Here is a 24,321-nt window from a genome sequence, read left to right as displayed (position 1 = left end):
ACAAAAGAACAATATTAGACGCCGTTACTGCCATCAGATTTGCTCAACGACACTCAAGCAATAACGCGTTGCCTTGCATAAAAAACGGGTTACAACACCAAACGGCGTGTAACCCTATATTTGTACTCGGTATGCTTATGTTATTTTCTTGCTCGAACAAGCAAACATTTCATAAACGCGGTAGCCAAATGCCAATTAACGGCCGAACGGATTAAAACCGCCACCACCGCCGCCGCCACCCATCATGCCTTGCATGTTACGCATCATGCCGCGCATGCCACCTTTTTGCATTTTCTTCATCATTTTTTGCATTTGGGTAAACTGCTTCAGTAGACGATTCACATCTTGGACTTGAGTACCAGAACCCGCTGCTATACGTTTTTTACGTGAGCCTTTGATAAGCTCTGGACGCTGACGCTCTTTCATGGTCATAGAGTTGATGATAGCTTCCATTTGCTTAAACATCTTGTCATCAACTTTATCTTTCACATTATCGGGAACATTAGACATACCTGGCAGCTTGTCCATCATTCCCATCATGCCACCCATGTTTTGCATCTGGCCAAGCTGTTCACGGAAATCTTCAAGGTCAAACCCTTTCTTTTCCTTGAATTTCTTCGCCATTTTTTCGGCTTTATCGGTATCAACATTGCGCTGTAAATCTTCAATAAGAGACAGCACATCGCCCATGCCCAAAATACGAGACGCAACACGGTCAGGGTGAAACGGTTCTAACGCGTCGGTTTTCTCACCAACACCCAAGAATTTTATCGGTTTTCCCGTAATGTGACGCACAGATAATGCAGCACCACCACGCGCATCACCGTCGACTTTAGTCAGAACGACACCGGTTAACGGCAGCATGTCACCAAATGCCTTCGCGGTGTTCGCCGCATCTTGACCCGTCATGGCATCAACAACGAATAAAGTCTCTACAGGATTGATGGCAGAGTGAAGATCACGAATCTCTTCCATCATCTCGTGGTCGACGGCTAAACGACCCGCGGTATCGACAATCAATACGTCGTAAAATTTCTTCTTCGCGTGCTCAATTGCATTGTTAGCAATATCAATCGGCTTTTGGTCAGCGGAAGATGGGAAGAAGTCCACACCAACATCGCTCGCGAGTGTTTCTAGCTGTTTAATCGCAGCTGGACGGTAGACATCGGCAGAGACGACTAAAACTTTCTTCTTTTCGCGCTCGTGGAGCATTTTAGAAAGCTTACCGACACTGGTCGTTTTACCAGCACCTTGTAAGCCTGCCATCAAGATAACGGCAGGTGGCTGTGCAGCGAGATCTAACGCTTCGTTAGATTCACCCATAACAGATTCAAGCTCTGCTTGAACTATCTTGATGAATTCTTGACCTGGCGTCAGTGATTTAGAAACTTCAACACCAACAGCACGCTCTTTAACACCTTTCACAAATTCGCGAATAACTGGTAAAGCAACATCGGCTTCCAGAAGTGCCATGCGGACTTCGCGTAGCGTGTCCTTAATATTCTCTTCGGTCAAACGACCTTTACCGCTGATGTTCTTCAGCGTTTTGGATAGACGATCCGTTAAATTCTCAAACATTTTTTTCTCTTCGCTTAAAAATTGCGATCAATTATGGTGAGTATACCTTAGCCAGCGATCAGAGTCATACTTAACAAGATCAAATACTAATCAATACTTTTTACATATGACGTAGCTCATTGAGTCGATGCAAGGTATAATTCAAGCTCTAAACCATAGATATTTAGGCAAAATGGACAGTTTAATCGCAACTTCCGCGGCCATTTTTTATGTGCTCGCCATCGCTACCATCATCCCAGGCCTTGTTCATCAGGTCGGGATCCGGACGAAAACTGTTCTTACCAGTGCCTCACTCGCCTTGCTTTGTCATGCGTGGCTGCTTAGTGATCTCATCTTCAGTGGTTCAGGGCAAAACTTAAGTATCCTCAATGTCGCGTCACTGATTGGCTTTATTATTTCGCTGTTTATGAGCGTTGCCATGATGAAGACTCGCATCTGGTTTTTGTTACCTGTTGTCTATAGTTTTGCGGCTATCAATTTAAGTATTGCAGCATTCGTACCCACCGCTTTCATTACTCATTTAGAGCATAACCCTAAGCTATTAATCCATGTTTCTTTAGCGTTATTTTCATACTCAACCCTCTCCATTGGAGCGCTGTATGCTATCCAACTTGCGTGGCTCGATCATAAGCTAAAAAATAAAAAGGCATTGGGCATCAACCCTAACCTTCCCCCATTAATGATGGTGGAAAGGCAACTTTTCAAGATCATTTTGATTGGAACAGGGCTACTCACTGTGACATTACTTACAGGGTTTATCTTTGTTCAAGACATGTTCGCCCAAGGAAAAGCGCACAAAGCCATACTATCTCTCATGGCTTGGTGTATCTATACCGTTCTTTTGTGGGGGCATTACCAAAAAGGATGGCGAGGAAAAAAAGTGACGTGGTTCGCGATTGCTGGTGCCATGTTGCTAACACTCGCGTACTTTGGTAGCCGTTTCGTTAAAGAAATCATTCTAAACTAGCCCAATCTAGCACTCGGCTCACTGTTATCTTAAACGAGCATTGACATCGAGCGCTAGTTCGACCATTAATTGACCAATTATTTATTAAAGGAACTGATACGTTTTGGACGACATCTCGACCGGTATTTTATTTGCCATTCTCGCGGGTCTCATTGTAATTTCCGGCTACTTCTCGGGTTCAGAGACAGGGATGATGTCTTTGAATCGCTATCGACTCAAACATCTTTCTAAAACTGGGCATAAAGGCGCGAAACGCGTCGAGAAACTTCTCAACCGTCCCGATCGCCTCATTGGCTTGATTCTTATCGGTAACAACCTCGTTAATATTCTCGCCTCCGCTATTGCTACCGTCATCGGCCTGCGTTTGTATGGCGATGTCGGTGTTGCCATTGCAACGGGTGCGTTAACCCTGGTTATTTTGGTATTCGCCGAGGTGACACCGAAAACACTCGCTTCTTTGTACCCTGAGCGAGTGTCATTCATGAGCAGTATCTTGTTGACGATTTTGATGAAGGTTCTTTCACCACTCGTCATCTTGGTCAATTTCATTACCAATGGCTTTATTCGTTTGCTCGGTGTCAATGCTAGCCACAACGATGAAGACCACTTAAGCTCTGAAGAATTACGTACAGTGGTGAACGAAGCTGGATCACTGATTCCTCGACGTCACCAAGATATGTTGATATCGATCTTAGATCTTGAGCATGTCACCGTTAACGACATTATGATTCCACGCAATGAAATTACTGGCATAAATATTAATGATGATTGGAAGTCAATCGTGCGCCAGTTAACCCACTCACCCCATGGCCGAATTGTACTTTATCGCGATCAAATCGATGAGGTCGTAGGCATGATCAGGCTGCGCGAATCCTACCGTTTGATGTTAGAAAAGAACGAGTTTACCAAAGAAACACTGCTGCGCAGTGCTGATGAAGTCTACTTCATTCCCGAAGGAACCCCACTCAATGTGCAAATGCTCAAGTTTCAACGTAATAAGCAACGGATCGGTCTTATCGTTGATGAGTATGGTGACATCAATGGCTTGGTAACGTTAGAGGATATTCTAGAAGAGATTGTTGGTGAGTTTACAACCTCCATCGCACCAACACTGGCAGAAGAAATCTCACCACAAGGTGATGGAAGCTTTTTAATTGAAGGCAGTGCCAACATTAGAGATATCAACAAGGGGTTAAAATGGACACTTCCTACTGATGGTCCTCGTACTCTCAACGGCCTGATGCTGGAGTATCTTGAAGATATCCCAGAGAGTCACCTCAGCGTCGAAGTCGCAGAGCATCTGATGGAGATTGTGGAACTTGAAGAAAATCGTATAAAGATGGTCAAAGTCTTTCCGAAAAAAGTTTCCTAAGGAAAGCCCCTTCACTGCGGATAACGCCTGCAGAAAGCAGCAATAAAAACGGCACCTATCATCGGTGCCGTTTTTTATTGTTGTCATTTCTTAACTTACCAAAATGATAAGCTTCAACTAGTTAATATTTGGCCCTAACCACTTCTCGGCTTCGAGTCGATCCCAACCTTTTCGGTCAGCATAACTGAGTAGCTGATCTTCTTGAATTTGAGCAACCGCAAAATAACGGGAGTCAGGGTGAGAGAAATACCATCCTGATACTGATGCCCCAGGCCACATAGCATAACTCGTGGTTAGAGACATATTTATCGCTTCTTCGACATTCAGTAAATCCCAAAGCGGTCCTTTCTCTGTATGTTCAGGACAAGCAGGGTAGCCCGGTGCTGGTCGAATACCTTGATACTTTTCACGAATAAGGTCTTCATTGTCTAAGGCCTCATCTGGCGAATAACCCCAAATATCTTTTCGAACACGAACATGTAGATATTCAGCAAAGGCTTCCGCTAATCGATCGGCCACCGCTTGAATCATAATGGCGTTGTAATCATCACCGTTCGCTTTGTATTCATCCGCGAGTTCGCGTTCACCAATTCCACCCGTAACCGCAAATGCCCCGATCCAGTCCTGTTTGCCGCTGCTTTTCGGGGCAATATAGTCCGAAATGCAGTAGTTGTAACCCTTAGGCTTTTTGGTTTGCTGTCTAAGGTTACATAGCAACTGCTTCACCTCAGTACGAGACTCATCGGTATACACTTCAATATCATCGTCCACACTAGCCGCAGGAAACAAACCACAGATCCCTTTCGCTTTGAGTAACCCTTCTTTTTCAACGCGATCGAGCAGGTCATTCGCATCTTTATAGAGTCGTTTTGCCTCTTCGCCCACTTCTTCGTGCTCAAATATTTTCGGGTACTTACCCATCAATGTCCAAGTCATAAAGAATGGCGTCCAGTCGATATATTCACGCAACGTTGCGACATCGAAATCATCGAAGATATGAATCCCCGGTTTCAACGGTGCTGGCGGTGTGTAGGCATCCCAGTCAATCGCTACTTTGTTTTCTCTTGCTTGTTCCAGAGTCACAGGCTGAGTACGAGGCTTTTTGCGGCTGTGCTGGTCACGCACCCGCTCATAATCAATATCTAATTTGCTGACAAACGCCGGCTTAAGCTCATCAGACAACAGTGACGTACAAACGCCCACCGCTCTTGAGGCGTTGTTTACATAAACAACCGGTTGGCTGTAGTTCTGCTCAATTTTTACGGCTGTATGAGCCTTTGATGTCGTCGCTCCACCAATCAGCAATGGCAAATCAAAGCCTTGTCGCTCCATTTCTTTGGCAACATGCACCATTTCATCCAGTGAAGGGGTGATCAGGCCTGACAGACCGATAATATCCACGTTTTCTTCCTTCGCGACCTTGAGGATTTGTTCACAGGACACCATGACGCCAAGGTCTATAATCTCGTAGTTATTACATTGCAGCACAACGCCTACAATGTTTTTACCGATATCGTGTACATCACCTTTAACAGTGGCAAGCAAGATCTTACCGTTGTTGGAGCCTACCTCTTTCAATGCATCGATAAACGGCTCTAAATGGGCCACCGCTTGTTTCATGACTCGCGCAGATTTCACTACCTGCGGCAAGAACATCTTACCTTCACCAAATAGATCGCCCACCACGTTCATACCATCCATCAAAGGGCCTTCAATGACGTGGAGTGGTTTTTCAGCGTTCAATCGAGCTTCTTCGGTATCAGCAACAATAAATTCGGTAATACCCTTAACGAGCGCGTGCTCCAAGCGTTTTTCAACCGGCCATGTTCGCCATTCTAATGCGCTGGCGTCTTCTTCTTTACCCACACCTTTGTTGGCATACTCTGTCGCAATGTCTAACAGACGCTCTGTACCATCATCTCGGCGGTTTAAGACTACGTCTTCAACCGCTTCACGCAGCTTATCTGGTACGTTGTCATAAATCTCCAGTTGCCCAGCATTAACAATGCCCATGTCCATACCGTTTTTAAAACAGTGATACAAGAACACAGCATGAATGGCTTCACGTACGTAGTTATTACCACGGAACGAGAATGACACGTTAGAAACACCACCAGAGATCATGGCATATGGTAAGTCACGTTTTATATCAGCGACGGCTTCAATAAAGTCCACCGCGTAGTTGTTATGCTCATCAATACCGGTGGCGACGGCAAAGATATTCGGGTCAAAAATAATATCTTCTGGTGGGAAGCCTACTTCATCCACCAGCACGCGGTAAGCCTGCGTACAGATTTCAATTTTTCGTTCACGCGTGTCAGCTTGCCCAACCTCATCAAACGCCATAACGATAACCGCAGCACCATAGCGGCGGATTAATTTGGCTTGTGCGACAAACTTTTCTTTGCCTTCTTTTAACGAGATCGAGTTGACGATGCCTTTACCTTGAATGCACTTCAAGCCTGCTTCGATCACCTCCCATTTGGAGGAATCGACCATAATTGGCACTTTTGATATTTCAGGCTCAGAAGCACAAAGATTCAGGAATCGCACCATACAGGCCTCGGCATCGAGCATGCCTTCATCCATGTTGATGTCGATGATTTGCGCACCATTCTCAACCTGCTGACGAGCCACTTCTAGTGCTTCATCATAAAGCTCTTCTTTAATGAGACGTTTAAAGCGTGCCGACCCTGTTACGTTGGTGCGCTCACCAACGTTGATAAACAAACTCTCTTTATCAATAGTAAGAGGCTCAAGCCCTGATAATCGACAGGCCACAGGAAGCTCAGGTAAAGGACGTGGGGTCACACCTTCAACGGCCTGTGCCATCTGACGAATATGTTCTGGTGTGGTCCCACAACAACCGCCAACAAGGTTTAGAAAGCCGCTTTGTGCCCATTCACCAATATGTTCAGCCATATCTTCTGGCGACAAGTCGTATTCGCCAAATGCATTCGGCAAGCCTGCATTCGGGTGGGCTGAAACGTAGGTCTCTGATATACGCGACAACTCTCCAACGTATTGCCTTAATTCATCTGGCCCTAACGCACAGTTAAGACCAAACGCAATCGGCTTCACGTGACGCATTGCGTTATAAAAAGCTTCGGTTGTTTGGCCTGATAAGGTACGGCCAGAGGCATCGGTAATGGTGCCCGAGATCATAACGGGCAAGTCCACGCCCATCTCTTCAAAAACAGATTCAACGGCAAACGAACATGCTTTCGCATTGAGAGTATCAAAAATGGTCTCGATCAAAATAAGATCGGATCCACCCTTAATCAATGCTCTTGTTGACTCTGAGTAAGCAATCACAAGCTCATCAAAAGAAACATTACGGTAACCGGGATCATTCACATCGGGAGATAAGGAACAAGTACGGTTGGTTGGCCCCAGTACACCTGCTACAAAACGAGGCTTATCTGGCGTTTTTGCTGTCCATTCATCGGCGACTTCACGCGCAAGCTTCGCCGCTTCAAAATTGATTTCATCGCTCAACGATTCCATGTCGTAGTCGGCCATCGCAATTGTGGTGGCATTAAACGTATTGGTCTCGAGGATATCCGCACCGGCTTCTAGGTAAGCGCTATGGATCTCTTTGATAAGAGAGGGTTGGGATAAAACTAACAGATCATTGTTGCCCTTCAGATCTGATGCCCAATCAGCAAAGCGCTCACCTCGATAATCGGCCTCTTCCAGTTTATAGCCTTGAATCATCGTCCCCATCCCACCATCAATAAGTAGGATTCGTTTTTTCAATTGATTCTCAATCAGTTGTCTAATGCTGCTTACCACAATACTGCCTCGTTCCTTGCTGATGTTGCCATCCTATCATAGTAGTTTTAGAAATCTAGACGTCTAAAACTACTTTTTGACTGCTTTATTTACCACCAAACTAACCAAGTCCGATCGCGGTAGCAACTATTTCGTTACTTCATTTATACGCAGCTGAACAAAAACAAAAGACGGGCAATAGAAAGTCGTTCTATAACTAAAGAACATGTTTTTATAATTAGTGATTGATCTTCACTCACGACAAGAACAGAATCCTATTCACAATTTATTACAATTAAGGAGCCTCAATGTCCGTTTATCAGACTCTTTGTTTTTTGTCTGCCGCTGCCATGTTGATTGCGTTCATCAATAGTAAAATAGGCAAGATGCAAACCACCATTGCGATAACCGCAGGATCCATGATCCTTTCTTTGCTCATTCTCATCGGCGGTCAAAACGGCTGGTTTGATTTGTCAGAGGCAGCGTCAGATATGGTCAGTAGCATCGACTTTGAGGACTTTTTGTTGAAGGGGATCTTAGGATTCTTGCTGTTCGCAGGCGGACTCGATATCAAACTGCCTCACCTTAAAGATCAAAAATGGGAAATTACCGTACTGGCGCTTGGGGCCACATTATTTTCGACATTTTTTATCGGCGCCGTACTGTACGGTTTTTGCAATCTTATCGGTATACAGTTCGATTTAATCTATTGCTTACTGTTTGGTGCACTGATTTCACCGACCGATCCCATCGCTGTTTTGGCCATTGTAAAAAAGCTGGACGCACCAGAGCGAATTTCAACTCAAGTAGAAGGCGAATCACTCTTTAATGACGGTTTTGGCCTTGTTATTTTTGTCACGCTATACACCATTGCTTTTGGGTCAGAAGCGCCCAGCGTATCCAGCGTCACCATGTTGTTTCTTCAAGAGGCTATTGGAGGGATCCTCTACGGTTTTGTGTTGGGTTTAATATTCCATTACTTAATTAGCGCCACTGATGACCACTCAATGGAGCTACTCCTCACGATCGGTATTCCAACGGCAGGCTATGCCTTTGCTGACGTTTTACACGTTTCTGGACCGCTTTCAATGGTGGTATCGGGCATCATGATCGGGAACTGGACACGATATATTGGCTTTTCCAAAGAATCAGAAAAGCACCTCGACCACTTCTGGGAGCTGGTTGATGAGTTTCTAAACGGTGTACTATTCCTATTAATTGGGATGTCGATGCTGTTGTTCCAATTCCATCAAGAAGATTGGATATTGATGGCATTTTCCATACCACTCGTCTTAGGCTCTCGCTACCTCAGCGTGGCGCTCTCCTACGTCGGATTTAAGCGCTTTCGTCGTTATAACCCATGGTCGGTGAGGATATTAACTTGGGGAGGCTTACGAGGCGGCTTAGCGCTTGCTATGGCACTGTCTATCCCTGCTGGTGTGTGGGTTATTGAAGACAAACTTATCGACGTCAAAGAAATCATCCTCGTGATGACCTATTCCGTTGTGGTTTTCTCAATCCTTATCCAAGGCTCAAGCATTACCCCAATGATTGAGAAAGCTAAGCGAGCGGAAAGAGAAATGCGTAATGAGGACCTAGCTGAAACTGAATCTGCGACCTCTTCAGACTCAACGAAGTAACGTATTGTCAGTCAAAAAATAGAGTAATCCAAAAGCTGATAATTCGCTTTTTATGCTTGAAGGCGTCATCCACACTGAGTGAGGATGGCGCCTTTGTATTTTCAGTAATAACTACCTGTAGCGAATGACAAGGCTGTTCCGCACAATCGGTGAGTTGTACAAAGGCAATAGCCAATTAAGCACGCAGCATGCGCTGCAAACGATAAAGGAATACAAATGGGAGAGGAACAAAGGGTGATAGCCTAATGGAGATGATATGTGCAAAGCTGAAATGCAAAAAAGGCCTCATCTTTCGATGAGGCCTTTTTCTAATGTGGCTCCCCTTGCAAGACTTGAACTTGCGACATACGGATTAACAGTCCGCCGTTCTACCAACTGAACTAAAGGGGAATTATCTGTGTCAACATCAGGTCCTAAGACCATTATTTGTTAAGCACCAAATAATGGTGCCTCGAGGCGGAATCGAACCACCGACACGAGGATTTTCAATCCTCTGCTCTACCGACTGAGCTATCGAGGCAAAAGAATGGTGCCGACTACCGGAGTCGAACTGGTGACCTACTGATTACAAGTCAGTTGCTCTACCTACTGAGCTAAGTCGGCACACTAAATTCTTTATGCTTCTGTTCGTGTTTCTAATCTTTTTTAAAAAATGTCTTTCTAAAAAACTATCGACACCAACAAATCAAATTGTGGTGCCCGGAGGCGGAATCGAACCACCGACACGAGGATTTTCAATCCTCTGCTCTACCGACTGAGCTATCCGGGCAACGGGGCGCTATTAAACGTATTTTCCGTTCTCCCGTCAACAGGTTTTTTAAAAAAACTTTAAAAAACCGCTCGACCGCTGCTTTTTTCGGCAAAAGTAATCATTACTTTTTACCCGCGTTAAAATCTTTCTTATATTTCGTTACTTTTTCTAGGTAACGTCGTGATTCTGAATTTGGGTGTTTTTTTGTTAATGCCCAATAAACCTGGTTAGGTTGTAGTGAGTTCAGATCATTCATGGCTCTTTTTCTATCTTTACTGAATGTGTTTAATACGCCACCAGTGCCTCCGTTATACGCCGAAATCATGCTGTACTCTAATGAAGTAGGATGACGAACGGCTTTCAAATAACGATTTTTTAGAATATAGAAGTACGCGGTCCCTGTATCAATGTTCTGTTCTGGGTTAAAAAGATATTCTGGCGACGGTTCTCCTGATTTATTTTTAACGAGGTTAAATACATCTCGCCCAGCGGTCTTTGGAACAACCTGCATCAAGCCATACGCATTGGCCCAGCTCACTGCGTAGGGGTTAAAACTACTTTCTGTTTTAATAATGGCATAGATTAAATCCTCTGGAATGTCGTACTTACGCGAGGCTCGCCGAACAATATCGGCATATTGATAGCTCCGCTTAGCGGCATGATCTTTGACCATTGGGATCTCAACGTAATACGCCTTCTTGTAATCGACATTCTTTGTTTTGACCTTATTAGCAATAAGGTAATCAGCAAAACGACTCGCACGCCACGACCACTGCATTGGTTTTTGTTCTTGATCTACGACTTGATTGTAGAGAAAAGGTTGCCCCTCTAGCTTGATGCTACGAGAAGAAAATAAGTCGACACTTGCAGGGTCATCAGGGGTGAGCAGTGTTGTCACTATTGCGTTTTTAAGGTGCTTTTCTGGCTCCGTCGGAGAGACAGTCTCAATCGTGATAATACCTTTACTAAAATCTACCTCAGCTCGGCTCAAGTAATTATCAATATATTTAACGTAGTTGCTTTTACCCGCCACTTTGATTTCACTGCTGCCCCAGCGCTTTTCAATATTGCCATTAAAGCTGCCAATCAGCGCATCCATCGCTTTGGTATCTTTCAAATACTGTCCGGGAAGCTCGGCAAGATTTTTCGCAAAACGGTTGGTTGGCTCGTAATTCACATCGTAAATTTTTTCAATAAATTCACGACTGCAACCCACCAGCAAGATAGGAATAAAAAAGTAAATCAATTTTTTCATATTAGGTAATAAAAACACCACATTAGGTGGTGTTTTTGAGCGTCCTTGGTTTCTTACTCAGACGGGGGCGTATACCCATCAATAACAACGTCTTTTCCTTCGAACAGGAAGTTGACCATCTCTGTTTCAAGTAGCTTACGATGTTCCGGATCCATCATGTTGAGTTTTTTTTCATTGATCAACATAGTCTGCTTTGATTGCCACTGCGCCCACGCTTCTTTCGACACATTGTCAAAGATACGCTTTCCGAGTTCGCCAGGGTAAAGTTGAAAGTCTAACCCTTCGGCTTCTTTTTGTAGTCGGGCACAAAAAACCATACGGCTCATATTGTTATCCTTATTAAATTCGTTGTAAGGCAAGAATTAGCTGTTTTACAGGTGCAGCCAAGCCAACCTTCTCTGGATTAGACATGTTATACCAAAGACCTTGAGACTGTTCCATTATCATTGTTGGAAGCTGATTAAGCGTCACGATGATCGGGGTAATATCTAGGTGGTAATGGCTAAATGTATGTCGAAATGCAATATCCGTTTCTAAAGACTGAATCCATTCTTCGTTGATCTTTAAATGATCCAATGTCTCTGTAATATTCGCCACAGGACTTTCTGGGAAGCAAAAGAGCCCACCCCAAATCCCTGTTTGTGGGCGTTGAGCCAACCACACTTCATCGTTGTGCTTCAGAATAACAAACCATGTTTCTTTTTCGGGTTTAATTTTTTTAGGTTTTTTTCCGGGGTAGTCCAGTTGCTTGTCTTGTTTATTCGCCACGCATAATGTTGAGATTGGGCATAACGTACATTTTGGGCGGCTACGTGTGCACACGAGCGCCCCCATATCCATCATGGCTTGATTGTATTTATCCGTATCAGTAGTTGGCGTATGTGTGTCTGCAATCTCCCAAAGCTTGTTTTCCACTTTCTTTTGACCAGGCCAACCTTCTATCGCAAAACTTCGTGCCAACGTTCGCTTTACGTTACCGTCCAAAATTGCATGAGGCATTTTATATACCGATGACAATATCGCTGCAGCCGTCGACCGACCAACACCAGGCAGGGCATTCATCGCCTCTAATGTTTGAGGAAACTCCCCACCATGTTCACTCATCACGATTTGAGCCGCTTTGTGTAAATTGCGTGCTCTCGCGTAATACCCAAGGCCAGTCCAAAGATGCAGAACCTCATCTTGTGAGGCCTGGGCAAGATCACCCACTGTCGGGAAGTGATCTAAGAAGCGTTCAAAGTATGGAATAACCGTCGTTACTTGGGTTTGTTGCAGCATAATCTCCGACAACCAAACCTTATAAGCGGTTTTGTTTTGTTGCCATGGTAATGTTTTACGCCCGTACTTTTCATACCAGGTTAGAATTGAGCTTGCAAAAGGCGTCACATTTCTTCTCTTTTTACTTATAATTTGGGCGAAATTGCACCACACTTATCGAAAGAAGTAAAACACTGGGAATTTCATGAATAATAACGCTTGCACCTTGGCAAATTCTTTGGATAATTCCCGCTCTGATTATTGATTGAACAGGCAGACCAATGAGTGAAGTGACAACAAATGAATACACCGAAGATGGCAAGCTAGTACGCAAGATACGTAGTTTTGTTCGTCGCGAAGGACGCCTAACTAAAGGGCAAGAAGCCGCGATGGAAGCATGCTGGCCAACGATGGGTATTGATTACCAAGACACTTTTCTCGATTGGAATCAAGTTTTTGGCAATGACAATCCCGTAGTATTAGAGATTGGATTTGGTATGGGTGCCTCACTCGTTGAGATGGCAAAAAATGCCCCAGAGAAAAACTTTTTTGGTATCGAAGTACACAGTCCGGGTGTGGGCGCGTGCCTTTCGTCTGCAAGAGATGCAGAAGTCACAAACTTACGCGTGATGTGTCACGATGCCGTTGAAGTATTTGCAAACATGATTCCAGACAGCAGTTTGACTACGCTGCAGCTGTTCTTCCCTGACCCTTGGCATAAAAAACGTCACCATAAGCGTCGTATCGTACAACTCGATTTTGCGGAAATGGTGCGTCAGAAGTTGAAGCTCGAAGAGGGTATCTTCCATATGGCAACTGATTGGGAAAACTACGGTGAACACATGATTGAAATCATGAATCAAGCACCTGGTTATGCCAATATAGCGACAGATGGTGATTTCATACCGAGACCAGAAGACAGACCCCTCACCAAATTTGAGGCTCGTGGGCACCGTTTAGGTCACGGAGTTTGGGACATCAAGTACCGCCGTACCAAGTAAGTTCTCAACGATTTCGAAAGCCAACATTATGTTGGCTTTTTTGGCTCTAGTGTTTATCCCATAGGTGCGTATGAAACCAACCTTGCAAATATTGTCTCAGATCGTTAGCGAAGTCCGACCATTGATTGGCCAGGGCAAGGTTGCCGATTACATCCCTGCCCTCGCTCGAGTACCAAATGACAAGATTGGTATTGCCATCTGCACGAATGACGGCGAAATCATCAAGGCTGGCGATGCCGAAGAAGCCTTCTCAGTACAATCGATTTCGAAAGCCTTGAGCCTGACGCTTGCGATGATGCTGTATAAGCCTGAAGAAATTTGGCAGCGAGTAGGTAAAGAACCATCAGGACAAGCTTTTAACTCGCTGATTCAACTTGAGATGGAACATGGCATTCCCCGCAATCCGTTTATCAATGCCGGCGCAATTGTCGTAGCAGATTTGCTACAAAGCCGCCTGTCTGCGCCTAAGCAACGTATGCTGGAATTTGTAAGGTTGCTATCGGGAGATAATCACATCGTCTACGACAAGGTCGTAGCGGCGTCTGAGATGATGCACAGCGACCGCAATGCAGCGATTGCCTACCTAATGCGCTCATTTGGTAACTTTGAAAACGAAGTGATTCCTGTTCTGAACAACTATTTTCATGCGTGCGCATTGAAAATGAGCTGCGTCGATTTAGCGAAAACCTTTAGCTACCTAGCCAACAAGGGTCAATCCGTACACACTAAAAAGCACATTGTGACTCCAACGCAAACAAAACAACTCAATGCATTACTGGCAACGTGTGGTTTGTATGACGGTGCTGGTGAGTTTGCTTACAGGGTAGGAATGCCTGGTAAGTCGGGGGTTGGCGGCGGTATCGTGGCTGTCGTACCTGGGGAAATGACCATAGCCGTTTGGTCGCCTGAGTTGGATTCATCGGGTAACTCATTGGTGGGCACTCGAGTGTTAGAAATGCTATCAACACGGATTGGACGCTCAATTTTCTAATTGATGACTCCATGCCCTGCGGTATAAATGCACCAGTCAATACGAAAACAATTAAGTCAGCGATACCGCTGACTTAATTGATGCATTAGACGATACGACCGCTAGATTTCAAAAATTTCCAGTAAATCATTTAAAAACAACTTTCCTTTTTCAGTCAGTCGCCAGCTATCCCCTTCATCAAGAATAAACTTACGCTCAAGTGCTTCTTTAATTGGTTTTTGAATCGCACTCAGATCAAGCCCCGTTCTTTCCGTAAACTCATGCTTGGGACAAGACTCTAATAATCGAAAGCGATTCATAAAGAATTCAAATGGCCTGTCACTTTCTTCGACACTCGATTCCAAGTCGAGGTAAGGCTTCAACAAGTTTAAATAACCTTTAGGGTGTTTTACTTTGGTTGTCCGAATAATCTTACCATCTGAAAAACTGAGTTTGCCGTGCGCACCACACCCAATCCCTAGATAGTCACCAAAACGCCAATAGTTTAGGTTATGTTGGCATTGGAAGCCTCGCTTACTGTATCCAGAAATCTCATACTGCTCATACCCTTCAGCGGCCAACATCTGGTGCCCTTTTTCAAAGATATCCCATAGTGCATCATCATCAGGTAGAACCGGAGGCTTGGAATAAAACAAGGTATTAGGTTCGATGGTCAGCTGATACCAAGACAAATGCGGCGGCGCTAGATCAATCGCTTGTTGTAAATCTTGCAATGCATCATCGACGGTTTGATCCGGTAACCCATGCATAAGATCAAGGTTAAAACTATTAAGCCCAATCTCATGGGCAAGCTTGGCCGCAGTGATCGCTTCTTTCGCACCATGAATACGCCCTAGGCGTGTTAATTTTTCTTGCTGAAAACTCTGAACGCCCACCGATATCCGGGTAACACCAGCAAGACGATATTCAGCAAAACGCGCCGCTTCAATCGTACCTGGGTTTGCCTCCATCGTAATTTCGATATCATCACTGAATCGCACACGATGCTGAATCTGCTGTAACAACGTGGCTATATATTGAGGTTCGATCAAGCTTGGCGTACCACCACCAATAAAAATAGAGTGCAACGGACGTGTATCCGTTTCTAGCTGATATTTGGCTATATCAGCATCTAAGTCTTCGATCAGCGCCGTAATATACTCGTGTTGCGGTATTCCTCCCTTTAATGCATGAGAATTGAAATCACAATACGGGCATTTTTGTACGCACCAAGGAATATGAATATAAAGACTAAGTGGTGGTGGGATTAACATGCTTATAGGCCTTTAGACTGAATCATGGAGAACAATTCTTTCAGTGCTTTTCCACGATGTGACAGCTGCTTCTTACGCGCTGGGGCAAGCTCCGCTGATGCACAGTTATCTTCCGGTACAAAAAAGATAGGGTCATAACCAAAACCTTGACTTCCCGCTCGTTCCGGTAAAATTCGTCCTTCCCACTGACCATGGCAAACAATGGGGGTGGGATCATCAGCATGACGCATTAAGACAAGCACACAGTGGAATCGAGCCGTGCGCTGAGCTTCCGGCACATCAGCAAGTAAGGCAAGTACCTTATCAATGTTAGTTGCGTCTGTTGCGCCTTCCCCTGAATAGCGAGCCGAATAAATACCGGGGGCGCCATTAAGGTAATCCACCTCTAGCCCTGAATCATCCGCAATGGCAGCTAAACCTGTTTCTTTCGCGGCATGTCGAGCTTTAATGATGGCGTTTTCAATAAATGTCGTACCAGTTTCGGCGACCTCTGACACATTAAATTCGCTTTGTGCATGCACATCAAAACCAAAGTCAGACAGCAGATCTGCCATTTCTTTTACTTTGCCTTGATTGCCTGTCGCCAATACTATTTTTTTACTCATATCGTTGCTCTCATATTGCTCATCCGCTGTGTACATCACTACTTTTCAGTGTAAAGCTGTTGAGTGAATGAGATCGGGCCGCGACCTTTCATTCCGGCATCTACATCGATAGTGAACTGATAACGCTCTTCATTCGTTATTGAAAATTGGGCGAGGTAGTATATAGCATCTCCCTCTTTTATTTCTTTAAAGTCGAGTGTTTTTATTTGCCCAATTAAATTCTTTGCATTGCCCTTAATGCCCGCTGGCATGGCTGGTTTTCCGACACTCGAACGGTCTAATACACTGATATTAACCGTCGCAATGGATTCATTGCGCTTTAAACCATAACTACGGGCAATTTGAGGTGTCATAAACGTTGAGTTAAACACCACATAATGCACCTCTGCATCTTTGATAGTCTTGAATTGTCCTGCGTGGCTGACGCCTGTAACCATCATTAAAAACAGTAACCATATCGTATTTTTCATCACAATTTCCCTATAAAAAAGCCCTCATAAGAGGGCTTGAAATTCATTTGGCATTAGCGTCGGTGAGATAATTCTGATCTGCTTATGCCGTCCTAATTCACCCTTTTCGATCTGCACAAGCCCTTTAGCAACCTTACACTGCTTTGCTAGGTACTTAATCAGATGCGCGTTGGCTTTACCATCGACTGGTGGTGCAGTAATCGCAATTTTGAACTCATCACCATGTTGGCCGATGAGCTTATCACGACTGGCTTTAGGTTGAATGTAGACATGTAATAACAGGTCGTCACCATCCCAAGCGACTGCAGTCACTACAGTTTATACCAAAGTGGCCCTACAAAATCGCCCATCAAGAAATTGGCAAATTGTAAAACAATAAACAGCACTAATACGCTCAAGTCGAAACCACCCATAGCAGGTAAAATACGACGGATTGGAGCAAGCATTGGCTCTGTTAGTTGGTGGAATACAAATTCAATCGGGCTTCTTCCTTGGCTGACCCAGCTAAGAATTGCACGGATCAATAGCACCCAGAAAAGTAAACCTCCCGCGGCTTTCAATAAGGACAGTAACCCTAAGAAGAAAAAGTCAGGGCTAAAACTAAAATTAGCGCCTGCTGCAATCAATACTAACGCCACGTATTTACCAACACACAGTACATAAGCAAATAGTAAGGTGGCCATATCTAGGCTACCAATCGATGGAATCACACGGCGAAGAGGTGCAACCACCGGTTGTGTAGCTTTAATAATAAACTGGGAGAATGGATTATAGAAATCCGCACGCGAAGCCTGAAGCCAAATGCGCAGCAGTACAACCATGATGTAGAGATCGAACAATGTCGACACCAAAAAACTCATTGCGTTCATAAATAACCTTTACGATTTTATAGGTAAATTAAAACTGTTTTTCCATTGCTTCCGCTCTAGAAATAGCGGCTTGCATGGCTTGAGAAACCGTATCGCGAAGACCTTGCTCTTCAAACGTACGTATTGCTTCAGCAGTAGTTCCACCCTTCGACGTCACTTGCTGCCTTAATGTAGCAAGGTCAACCTCTGGATTACAACATACCATTTTTGCAGCACCATACGCCGTTTGCTGAACCAATAACCTTGCTGTGGCCTCATCCATTCCATTTCGCACGGCTTCTTGTTGCATTGCTTCCATAAATAAAAAGAAATACGCTGGAGCGCTGCCTGCCGCCGCGATGACATCATTAATGCCCGACTCACTCGATACCCAACACACCTTGCCAACCGCTTCCATCAACTCGGTAGCAAACTGCTTATCTTTAACCAATACTTTATCTTCAGCATAAAGGCCACTCATTCCCTCACCAATTAGCGAAGGGGTGTTTGGCATCACACGAACAAGATTAAGCTCAGTATTGAACATCTCATCGAGTCTCTGAACTGAGATACCGGCTGCTATCGATACAAGTAACTTATCACTCAGGTCAACGCCCGCTAAACCACTCGCAACGGTTGTCATCAATTGAGGTTTTACCGCAAGAACCACAACATCAGCCCAAGCTGCCGCTTCAATGTTATTATCCGTTGTGTTAACACCGTAATCATTGGTTAACGCTACACGCTTCCCTTCGCTAGGGTTTGTCGCAACAATATCATTAGGCTCGTAGCCACTGGCGACAAGTCCAGCAATAATTGACCGAGTCATATTCCCTGCGCCAATAAAAGCAATTTTTCTTTGTTCCATTAAACACTTCCCAAAACCGAGGGCGCTATACGCAACCTCTAAAATTAGTTACTGAGTTCCGTAATCTCGCGCACCAAAAATGGCAGTTCCGATACGAACCATGGTACTTCCAGCCTCTATCGCTGCTTTCATATCACCACTCATCCCCATTGAAAGTGTATCAATGCCTGGATATTGAATCGCGAGCTGTTTATTGATGTCTCGCAAAGCAGTAAAAGCACGAAGTTGAGCATCATAGCCCGCAACATTGGCAGGAATGGACATGACACCTCGCAAAGTCAGATTAGGTAACGATGCGATTAATTTAGCCAACTCAAACACTTGTTCACTTTGAATGCCAGATTTCGTGTCTTCCTCACTAATATTAACCTGAATCAATACTTGAAGTGGACACTTCTCTTGTGGCCTTTGATCGTTTAAGCGCTGTGCAGTTTTAGCTCGATCAATGGTGTGGACCCAATCAAAGTGTTCGGCGACAAGACGCGTCTTATTGGACTGAATCGGACCAATAAAATGCCATTCAAGATCTAATTCTGGGTGAGACTCCTTAAAAAAGGTCACCTTAGATACACCTTCCTGTACATAGTTTTCGCCGAACTGTTTTTGTCCAAAAGATGCAGCATCGAGAATAGCACTCACAGGTTTTGTTTTGCTTACCGCAAGCAATTGCACGTCTCCTTGCGGTCTCCCGCATTCTTGCTCTACTTGGGTAATTTCAGAGGTTATTCGTTTTATATTTTGTTGAATACTTGTCATAGCTTACAAATCATAAGGAAATTGAATGGATATCACCGAGTTACTAGACTTCAGTGTAAAGCATAACGCGTCAGATCTACACCTTTCTGCTGGCGTGTCACCTATGGTACGCATTGATGGCGAAGTAAGAAAGCTGGGGATTCCTGCTCTCAGCCACTCAGAAGTACACAAGTTAATCTTTGATATCATGAATGACAAGCAAAGAAATGAGTATGAATCTCGACTCGAGATCGATTTCTCATTTGAGCTCCCTAATCTCGGTCGCTTCCGAATCAACGCTTTCAAACAGTCACGCGGGTGTTCCGCCGTATTTCGCTCCATACCAATGAAGGTGCCTTCTTTGGATCAACTTGAAGCGCCAGATATATTTACAGATATTGCCAATTTAGATCGAGGACTCGTTCTTATTACCGGCCCGACAGGCTCAGGCAAATCGACAACACTTGCTGCAATCGTTAATTATATAAACCAACATCAAAACAAACATATCTTGACGATAGAAGACCCCATAGAGTTTGTTCATAACAATAAAAAATGTTTAGTTAGCCAACGAGAAGTTCATAGGGATACGCATAGTTTCCAGAATGCACTTCGCTCAGCACTTCGTGAGGATCCTGACATTATTTTAGTTGGAGAACTTCGTGATCAAGAAACGATTAGCCTTGCGCTCACAGCGGCTGAAACTGGGCATCTAGTCTTTGGTACGTTACACACAAGCTCTGCAGCAAAAAGTATAGACCGAATCATTGACGTCTTTCCTGCTGGCGATAAAGACATGGTGCGCTCTATGTTATCAGAGTCACTGCGGGCGGTTATCGCCCAGCAACTATTAAAGCGAACAGAGGGGGGACGTGTAGCTTGTCATGAAATGATGATTATGACACCCGCGATTAGAAACCTGATCAGAGAGGATAAAGTCGCGCAAATGTATTCCATGATACAAACAGGTGCGGCACATGGCATGCAAACAATGGAACAACATTCCAAGCAATTACTATCCCAAGGCGTGGTTCAGTTGGAAGAAGTGAATAAAAAAGTACCTCAGCACGGCTCCATGTTTCAATAGGACAGCTATTAGCATGAAAAGTATCAATATTATCCTCGATGAGATGTGGGCATTTAAAGCATCCGATCTTTATATCACGGTCGGAGCGCCTGTTCTCTATCGAGTCGATGGCGAGTTAAAAGCAACGAGTGACCCCTTGAGTGAACAAGACGTGTCATTGTTGATTAATTCAATGATGAGTAATGACAAGTACAATGATTACTCTCGAACCAAAGAAGCAAACTTCGCCATTATTTTGCCAAGTGGACGCTTTCGAGTCAGTGCATTTTTCCAAAGAGAGCTCCCTGGTGCTGTAATAAGAAGAATCGAAACCAATATACCTAGCTTTGAAGACTTGGCGCTTCCTGATGCGTTGCAGACGCTTTCTATCGCAAAACGCGGGCTCGTACTCATTGTTGGTGCCACAGGCTCAGGCAAGTCAACAACAATGGCTGCTATGACGGGATACCGAAACCAGCACAGAACGGGTCATATCCTCACCGTTGAAGACCCTATTGAATTCGTTCATGAACATCAAAAATGTATTATCACTCAACGCGAAGTTGGTCTCGATACCGAAAGTTATGGCGCTGCACTAAAGAATTCACTTCGACAAGCCCCAGACATGATACTCATTGGTGAGATTCGTACCAGAGAAGCCATGGAGTATGCAGTGGCCTTCGCTGAAACAGGCCACCTTTGTATGGCAACACTGCACGCGAATAATGCCAGCCAAGCCATTGAACGTATTATTCATCTAGTACCAAAAGACCAAAGGGAGCAACTCCTATTCGATCTTTCTTCAAATTTAAAAGGTATCCTTGGTCAGCAATTAATTCGAGATAAAAACGGTCGAGGCAGACATGGCGTTTTTGAGGTTTTACTCAATAGCCCCAGAATCTCGGAACTGATACGGAAGGGGGAACTCGGTGAAATAAAAGCCGCCATGTCCAAATCAAGGGAGATAGGGATGCAAACCTTCGACCAGGCACTATTTGAACTCGTTTCGAATGACAAGATCAATTATGAAGATGCCATCCACAATGCTGATTCTGCAAATAACCTTCGTTTAATGCTGAAGCTAAACAATCAAAATTATGAATCGACAAACGCATTATCCGACATAAAAATCGACATGAGTTAAAGCAAACATAAAACAATTTATTTGAAATGCAAAAAGGCCTCATCTTTCGATGAGGCCTTTTTAGAAGTGGCTCCCCTTGCAAGACTTGAACTTGCGACATACGGATTAACAGTCCGCCGTTCTACCAACTGAACTAAAGGGGAATTACTAGTTATACTCGAGTAAAGAGTGGTGCCGACTACCGGAGTCGAACTGGTGACCTACTGATTACAAGTCAGTTGCTCTACCTACTGAGCTAAGTCGGCACATAAAAACAAGCAATGCTTATTTTTTAAAAGTGGCTCCCCTTGCAAGACTTGAACTTGCGACATACGGATTAACAGTCCGCCGTTCTACCAACTGAACTAAAGGGGAATTACTATATTACCTTGTAAAGAATGGTGCCGACTACCGGAGTCGAACTGGTGACCTACTGATTACAAGTCAGTTGCTCTACCTACTGAGCTAAGTCGGCGCACTTTTCTTTACTTGTTGTCGCTTTAAATAAAGCACCAACATTTAAATCGTGGTGCCCGGAGGCGGAATCGAACCACCGACACGAGGATTTTCAATCCTCTGCTCTACCGACTGAGCTATCCGGGCAACGAGGTGTATTAAACGGCTTTTCGGTCTTTACGTCAACACTAAATTGCAAAAAAAATATCGTTTGTTGATTTTCTATACTTAGCGTTCTGTTTTTGCTCATTTAGCGCCTAAAATTAAGCCCTGTGGGCGCACAGGGCCTTAGCATTATATGGTTAGGTTCGATAAAACTTCCGTTTTTTAGTGACGATTAGTCACTTATTTTGGTAATTGATGAAATATTATTAGGCACGTTTGACATTAAATTGCTTCATTTTTTCATTAAGCTCTTCAGAAAGCTCCCCTAATGAGCGCGTCGCACGACAAGTCTGCTCGACTACGGCACCGAGTTCACCTCCACTTTGCTCAATAAAATTAATACGATGAGAAATATCATCACTCACTTCCGTCTGCTCAGCGGCTGCCGTAGCAATTTGATGACTCATTTCGGTAATCTTCTCTAGACTCACAACGACCTCTTTAAGTGCTAATGATGCCGCTTGGGACTCAACTACCGTTGCTTTACTGGCTTCAGTACAACTTTGAATACTTTGGATTGCATTTATTGAACCCGATTGTAAGTTAGCAATCATGTCTTGAATCTCTTTCGTACTGGTCTGAGTGCGTCCAGCTAAGTTTCTCACCTCATCAGCAACAACAGCAAACCCTCGTCCTTGCTCACCTGCTCGAGCGGCCTCAATAGCCGCATTGAGAGCCAGCAGATTTGTTTGTTCTGCAATATCACCGATTACATCCAATACGCGTGCAATATTGTGAACGTCACGATCAAGATCTGAGACCGCAGTATTCGCCCCTTCGAGTTGATAAGCCAATCCCTCAATATTAGATACTGCTGAAGATATAAGTTGGTTTACGTGCTGGCTTTGCCTGTCTGCTTCATCCGTACTCAACGCTGTATCAGTGGCTGATAAAGCTACATGACTCGCTGATGAAGCCATCTCCGTCATTGCTGTTGCGATCATTTCAGTGCTTTGCTGCTGAGTCTGAGTAAGATTTGCAATAGAAGACGCACGCTTATCAGTTTCAGTCAGCTGATTTCGTATCGAATACGTCACTTTTTCAATACTCGATAACAGCGCAGCCAAAGAGAAATTCATTTGCTGAATCGAGTGATAAATACTGCCCTTTACTGCTTGTTGGGAGAACGTCGTTTCTATGCTTCCAGACGCCACACTTTGCACAGAACGTAATACGTCTGATGGCTCTCCGCCGAGAATCGACATAATTCTTCGCAAAGAGATCCAAAGAATTGAAAATATCCCCAGCAATATGAAAGCACATAACCCTAATTGCCACTGTGCCGTTGACCAGAAGCGCTGATTGACCTCATTGAAACCAATTCCAGTACCGACAACCCATTGCCACTTAGGTGTCCGCTCGGCAATAGAGAGTTTACTTTCAACACTGCCATCAGGAAGCTTCTGAGACCACTCATATTCAACCAGATGGCCCTGACGCCCCCCTAAGGCAGTCATGATGATATTGCCGACACTATTCCCACTACTGTCAGTAAAATCGTGGAAACTAGTTCCATGTAATTGTGGGTCAAGAGGAGCCGCAATAAATTTCATGTGTTCATCCGCTACATAAACATATTCATTATCTTTATAGATATTGTTTCTCAGTACTCTTGTCGCAATCATCTTGGCGTCATCAACGCTTATAACCCCCTCATCAGCCAGAATTTCAAGCTGAACAACCGTTGAATAAGCACTAGTAAATAACTCGGTTACACGAGCTTTATTATCATTGTCACTCGCTAATCGTAGCGCCCACAAGCCTGTTACCGTCACTACAATCATCGCACTTAAGATAATTGCCGACAATAAATAAGTCTGCGTTTTTAGCTTCATATTATCACTCAAATTTTACAGAATAGGATACCTAACATGTTTTCGTATCATAACTCAGGTGACGAAGATCGATATTCATTATTTTAGAATAATATGAAGCAGATTAAATTTACGAAGAAAAATATGTTTTCCCGGCTTAATTTACTTATAGGATGCAGTAATAATCATGACATCAAAAAATAATAAGTGGTTAAAATCGTACGTAAGAGACGCGAAAGAGTCCGGAGGATTTTCAGGTGATATTTGAAGATGTAAAAAAGCCCTAGTCTTTCGACTAGGGCTTAGTATAAGTGGCGGAGTGGACGGGACTC

Annotated in this window: 20 protein-coding genes and 9 tRNA genes; 7 read left to right on the top strand and 22 right to left on the bottom strand. The window is 44.2% G+C overall.

Annotation, left to right across the window (positions count from 1 at the left end):
* Window positions 1-195: 195 nt before the first annotated feature.
* Window positions 196-1,578 (bottom strand): signal recognition particle protein, encoded by a 1,383-nt coding sequence (gene ffh, locus AB4405_RS22390; RefSeq protein WP_372062890.1) that lies wholly within the window; start codon window positions 1,576-1,578, stop codon window positions 196-198.
* Window positions 1,579-1,750: 172 nt separating this feature from the next.
* On the opposite strand from ffh, the gene AB4405_RS22385 reads away from it, so the two are divergent.
* Window positions 1,751-2,545, top strand: a complete 795-nt coding sequence (locus tag AB4405_RS22385; RefSeq protein WP_372062889.1) for an inner membrane protein YpjD — start codon at window positions 1,751-1,753, stop codon at window positions 2,543-2,545.
* A gap of 103 nt (window positions 2,546-2,648) precedes the next feature.
* Window positions 2,649-3,917: an HlyC/CorC family transporter gene (locus AB4405_RS22380; RefSeq protein WP_102468176.1), complete on the top strand. Its 1,269-nt coding sequence runs from the start codon at window positions 2,649-2,651 to the stop codon at window positions 3,915-3,917.
* 117 nt (window positions 3,918-4,034) lie between these two features.
* On the opposite strand, the gene metH is transcribed toward AB4405_RS22380, so the two are convergent.
* Entirely contained in the window at window positions 4,035-7,712 is a 3,678-nt protein-coding gene (gene metH / locus AB4405_RS22375) for a methionine synthase (protein WP_372062888.1), read from the bottom strand.
* 287 nt (window positions 7,713-7,999) lie between these two features.
* Between metH and AB4405_RS22370 the strand changes: the two genes are divergently transcribed.
* On the top strand, window positions 8,000-9,331 hold the full coding sequence (locus tag AB4405_RS22370) for a cation:proton antiporter (protein WP_372062887.1): 1,332 nt from the start codon (window positions 8,000-8,002) through the stop codon (window positions 9,329-9,331).
* Window positions 9,332-9,645: 314 nt separating this feature from the next.
* On the opposite strand, the gene AB4405_RS22365 is transcribed toward AB4405_RS22370, so the two are convergent.
* The 7 genes from AB4405_RS22365 to mutY form a co-directional block, all read right to left on the bottom strand.
* A tRNA-Asn gene (locus AB4405_RS22365) sits at window positions 9,646-9,721 on the bottom strand.
* A gap of 54 nt (window positions 9,722-9,775) precedes the next feature.
* A tRNA-Phe gene (locus tag AB4405_RS22360) sits at window positions 9,776-9,851 on the bottom strand.
* A gap of 7 nt (window positions 9,852-9,858) precedes the next feature.
* Window positions 9,859-9,934: transfer RNA gene (locus AB4405_RS22355), tRNA-Thr, on the bottom strand.
* A 90-nt stretch (window positions 9,935-10,024) separates the two neighbouring features.
* Window positions 10,025-10,100: transfer RNA gene (locus tag AB4405_RS22350), tRNA-Phe, on the bottom strand.
* A 103-nt stretch (window positions 10,101-10,203) separates the two neighbouring features.
* The gene (gene mltC, locus AB4405_RS22345; RefSeq protein ID WP_372062886.1) at window positions 10,204-11,337 is read right to left on the bottom strand and encodes a membrane-bound lytic murein transglycosylase MltC; all 1,134 of its coding nucleotides are present in this window, start codon (window positions 11,335-11,337) and stop codon (window positions 10,204-10,206) included.
* 53 nt (window positions 11,338-11,390) lie between these two features.
* A complete protein-coding gene (locus AB4405_RS22340; protein WP_102468173.1) occupies window positions 11,391-11,663 on the bottom strand; it encodes an oxidative damage protection protein in 273 nt (90 codons plus the stop codon).
* A gap of 13 nt (window positions 11,664-11,676) precedes the next feature.
* Window positions 11,677-12,723, bottom strand: a complete 1,047-nt coding sequence (gene mutY / locus AB4405_RS22335; RefSeq protein ID WP_372062885.1) for an A/G-specific adenine glycosylase — start codon at window positions 12,721-12,723, stop codon at window positions 11,677-11,679.
* Window positions 12,724-12,875: 152 nt separating this feature from the next.
* Between mutY and trmB the strand changes: the two genes are divergently transcribed.
* Together trmB and glsB are read left to right on the top strand one after the other, a co-directional pair.
* Entirely contained in the window at window positions 12,876-13,595 is a 720-nt protein-coding gene (gene trmB, locus AB4405_RS22330; RefSeq protein WP_102468171.1) for a tRNA (guanosine(46)-N7)-methyltransferase TrmB, read from the top strand.
* A gap of 70 nt (window positions 13,596-13,665) precedes the next feature.
* Complete coding sequence (gene glsB, locus AB4405_RS22325) at window positions 13,666-14,586, top strand: glutaminase B (RefSeq protein WP_102468170.1); 921 nt, start codon at window positions 13,666-13,668, stop codon at window positions 14,584-14,586.
* Window positions 14,587-14,687: 101 nt separating this feature from the next.
* Here the strand turns inward: glsB and hemW are convergent, their stop codons facing one another.
* Genes hemW through AB4405_RS22290 form a run of 7 tightly spaced genes read right to left on the bottom strand, consistent with a single transcriptional unit; the run spans window position 14,688 to window position 19,386 of the window.
* Window positions 14,688-15,839, bottom strand: a complete 1,152-nt coding sequence (hemW, locus tag AB4405_RS22320) for a radical SAM family heme chaperone HemW (protein WP_372062884.1) — start codon at window positions 15,837-15,839, stop codon at window positions 14,688-14,690.
* A 2-nt stretch (window positions 15,840-15,841) separates the two neighbouring features.
* Entirely contained in the window at window positions 15,842-16,444 is a 603-nt protein-coding gene (locus tag AB4405_RS22315) for an XTP/dITP diphosphatase (protein ID WP_372062883.1), read from the bottom strand.
* Window positions 16,445-16,482: 38 nt separating this feature from the next.
* Complete coding sequence (locus tag AB4405_RS22310) at window positions 16,483-16,914, bottom strand: DUF4426 domain-containing protein (protein ID WP_372062882.1); 432 nt, start codon at window positions 16,912-16,914, stop codon at window positions 16,483-16,485.
* 24 nt (window positions 16,915-16,938) lie between these two features.
* A complete protein-coding gene (gene yggU / locus AB4405_RS22305; protein WP_372062881.1) occupies window positions 16,939-17,226 on the bottom strand; it encodes a DUF167 family protein YggU in 288 nt (95 codons plus the stop codon).
* Window positions 17,226-17,783, bottom strand: coding sequence for a YggT family protein (locus tag AB4405_RS22300; protein ID WP_372062880.1), 558 nt, complete (start codon window positions 17,781-17,783; stop codon window positions 17,226-17,228). Before AB4405_RS22300 ends, yggU begins: the two co-directional genes overlap by 1 nt.
* 28 nt (window positions 17,784-17,811) lie before the next feature.
* Window positions 17,812-18,630, bottom strand: a complete 819-nt coding sequence (proC, locus tag AB4405_RS22295) for a pyrroline-5-carboxylate reductase (protein WP_372062879.1) — start codon at window positions 18,628-18,630, stop codon at window positions 17,812-17,814.
* A gap of 48 nt (window positions 18,631-18,678) precedes the next feature.
* Complete coding sequence (locus AB4405_RS22290) at window positions 18,679-19,386, bottom strand: YggS family pyridoxal phosphate-dependent enzyme (protein WP_372062878.1); 708 nt, start codon at window positions 19,384-19,386, stop codon at window positions 18,679-18,681.
* A gap of 25 nt (window positions 19,387-19,411) precedes the next feature.
* On the opposite strand from AB4405_RS22290, the gene AB4405_RS22285 reads away from it, so the two are divergent.
* Together AB4405_RS22285 and AB4405_RS22280 are read left to right on the top strand one after the other, a co-directional pair.
* Entirely contained in the window at window positions 19,412-20,452 is a 1,041-nt protein-coding gene (locus tag AB4405_RS22285) for a type IV pilus twitching motility protein PilT (RefSeq protein WP_372062877.1), read from the top strand.
* A gap of 13 nt (window positions 20,453-20,465) precedes the next feature.
* Window positions 20,466-21,575 (top strand): PilT/PilU family type 4a pilus ATPase, encoded by a 1,110-nt coding sequence (locus AB4405_RS22280; RefSeq protein ID WP_372062876.1) that lies wholly within the window; start codon window positions 20,466-20,468, stop codon window positions 21,573-21,575.
* Window positions 21,576-21,642: 67 nt separating this feature from the next.
* Here AB4405_RS22280 and AB4405_RS22275 read toward each other — a convergent pair.
* From AB4405_RS22275 to AB4405_RS22250, 6 genes are all read right to left on the bottom strand, one after another.
* Window positions 21,643-21,718, bottom strand: a tRNA-Asn gene (locus AB4405_RS22275).
* A gap of 26 nt (window positions 21,719-21,744) precedes the next feature.
* Window positions 21,745-21,820: transfer RNA gene (locus tag AB4405_RS22270), tRNA-Thr, on the bottom strand.
* 33 nt (window positions 21,821-21,853) lie between these two features.
* A tRNA-Asn gene (locus tag AB4405_RS22265) sits at window positions 21,854-21,929 on the bottom strand.
* A 24-nt stretch (window positions 21,930-21,953) separates the two neighbouring features.
* Window positions 21,954-22,029 (bottom strand) — tRNA-Thr (locus tag AB4405_RS22260).
* Window positions 22,030-22,081: 52 nt separating this feature from the next.
* Window positions 22,082-22,157: transfer RNA gene (locus AB4405_RS22255), tRNA-Phe, on the bottom strand.
* Between the two features lie 224 nt (window positions 22,158-22,381).
* A complete protein-coding gene (locus AB4405_RS22250; protein WP_372062875.1) occupies window positions 22,382-24,010 on the bottom strand; it encodes a methyl-accepting chemotaxis protein in 1,629 nt (542 codons plus the stop codon).
* Window positions 24,011-24,321 lie beyond the last annotated feature (311 nt).

Source organism: Vibrio sp. 10N.261.51.F12 (assembly GCF_041471725.1).
In the GTDB taxonomy this organism is placed as follows: Bacteria; Pseudomonadota; Gammaproteobacteria; order Enterobacterales; family Vibrionaceae; genus Vibrio.
This window is presented reverse-complemented; position numbering and strand designations above follow the sequence as displayed.

Bases quoted from the DNA above. Each gene is read 5' to 3' on its own strand.
- AB4405_RS22280 (WP_372062876.1), top strand. From the start codon at position 20,466: ATGAAAAGTATCAATATTATCCTCGATGAGATGTGGGCATTTAAAGCA.
- AB4405_RS22310 (WP_372062882.1), bottom strand. From the start codon at position 16,914: ATGAAAAATACGATATGGTTACTGTTTTTAATGATGGTTACAGGCGTC.
- AB4405_RS22340 (WP_102468173.1), bottom strand. From the start codon at position 11,663: ATGAGCCGTATGGTTTTTTGTGCCCGACTACAAAAAGAAGCCGAAGGG.
- AB4405_RS22315 (WP_372062883.1), bottom strand. From the start codon at position 16,444: ATGAGTAAAAAAATAGTATTGGCGACAGGCAATCAAGGCAAAGTAAAA.
- AB4405_RS22290 (WP_372062878.1), bottom strand. From the start codon at position 19,386: ATGACAAGTATTCAACAAAATATAAAACGAATAACCTCTGAAATTACC.
- glsB (WP_102468170.1), top strand. From the start codon at position 13,666: ATGAAACCAACCTTGCAAATATTGTCTCAGATCGTTAGCGAAGTCCGA.
- hemW (WP_372062884.1), bottom strand. From the start codon at position 15,839: ATGTTAATCCCACCACCACTTAGTCTTTATATTCATATTCCTTGGTGC.
- trmB (WP_102468171.1), top strand. From the start codon at position 12,876: ATGAGTGAAGTGACAACAAATGAATACACCGAAGATGGCAAGCTAGTA.
- AB4405_RS22385 (WP_372062889.1), top strand. From the start codon at position 1,751: ATGGACAGTTTAATCGCAACTTCCGCGGCCATTTTTTATGTGCTCGCC.
- ffh (WP_372062890.1), bottom strand. From the start codon at position 1,578: ATGTTTGAGAATTTAACGGATCGTCTATCCAAAACGCTGAAGAACATC.
- AB4405_RS22250 (WP_372062875.1), bottom strand. From the start codon at position 24,010: ATGAAGCTAAAAACGCAGACTTATTTATTGTCGGCAATTATCTTAAGT.
- AB4405_RS22300 (WP_372062880.1), bottom strand. From the start codon at position 17,783: ATGAACGCAATGAGTTTTTTGGTGTCGACATTGTTCGATCTCTACATC.
- AB4405_RS22370 (WP_372062887.1), top strand. From the start codon at position 8,000: ATGTCCGTTTATCAGACTCTTTGTTTTTTGTCTGCCGCTGCCATGTTG.
- AB4405_RS22285 (WP_372062877.1), top strand. From the start codon at position 19,412: ATGGATATCACCGAGTTACTAGACTTCAGTGTAAAGCATAACGCGTCA.
- proC (WP_372062879.1), bottom strand. From the start codon at position 18,630: ATGGAACAAAGAAAAATTGCTTTTATTGGCGCAGGGAATATGACTCGG.
- mltC (WP_372062886.1), bottom strand. From the start codon at position 11,337: ATGAAAAAATTGATTTACTTTTTTATTCCTATCTTGCTGGTGGGTTGC.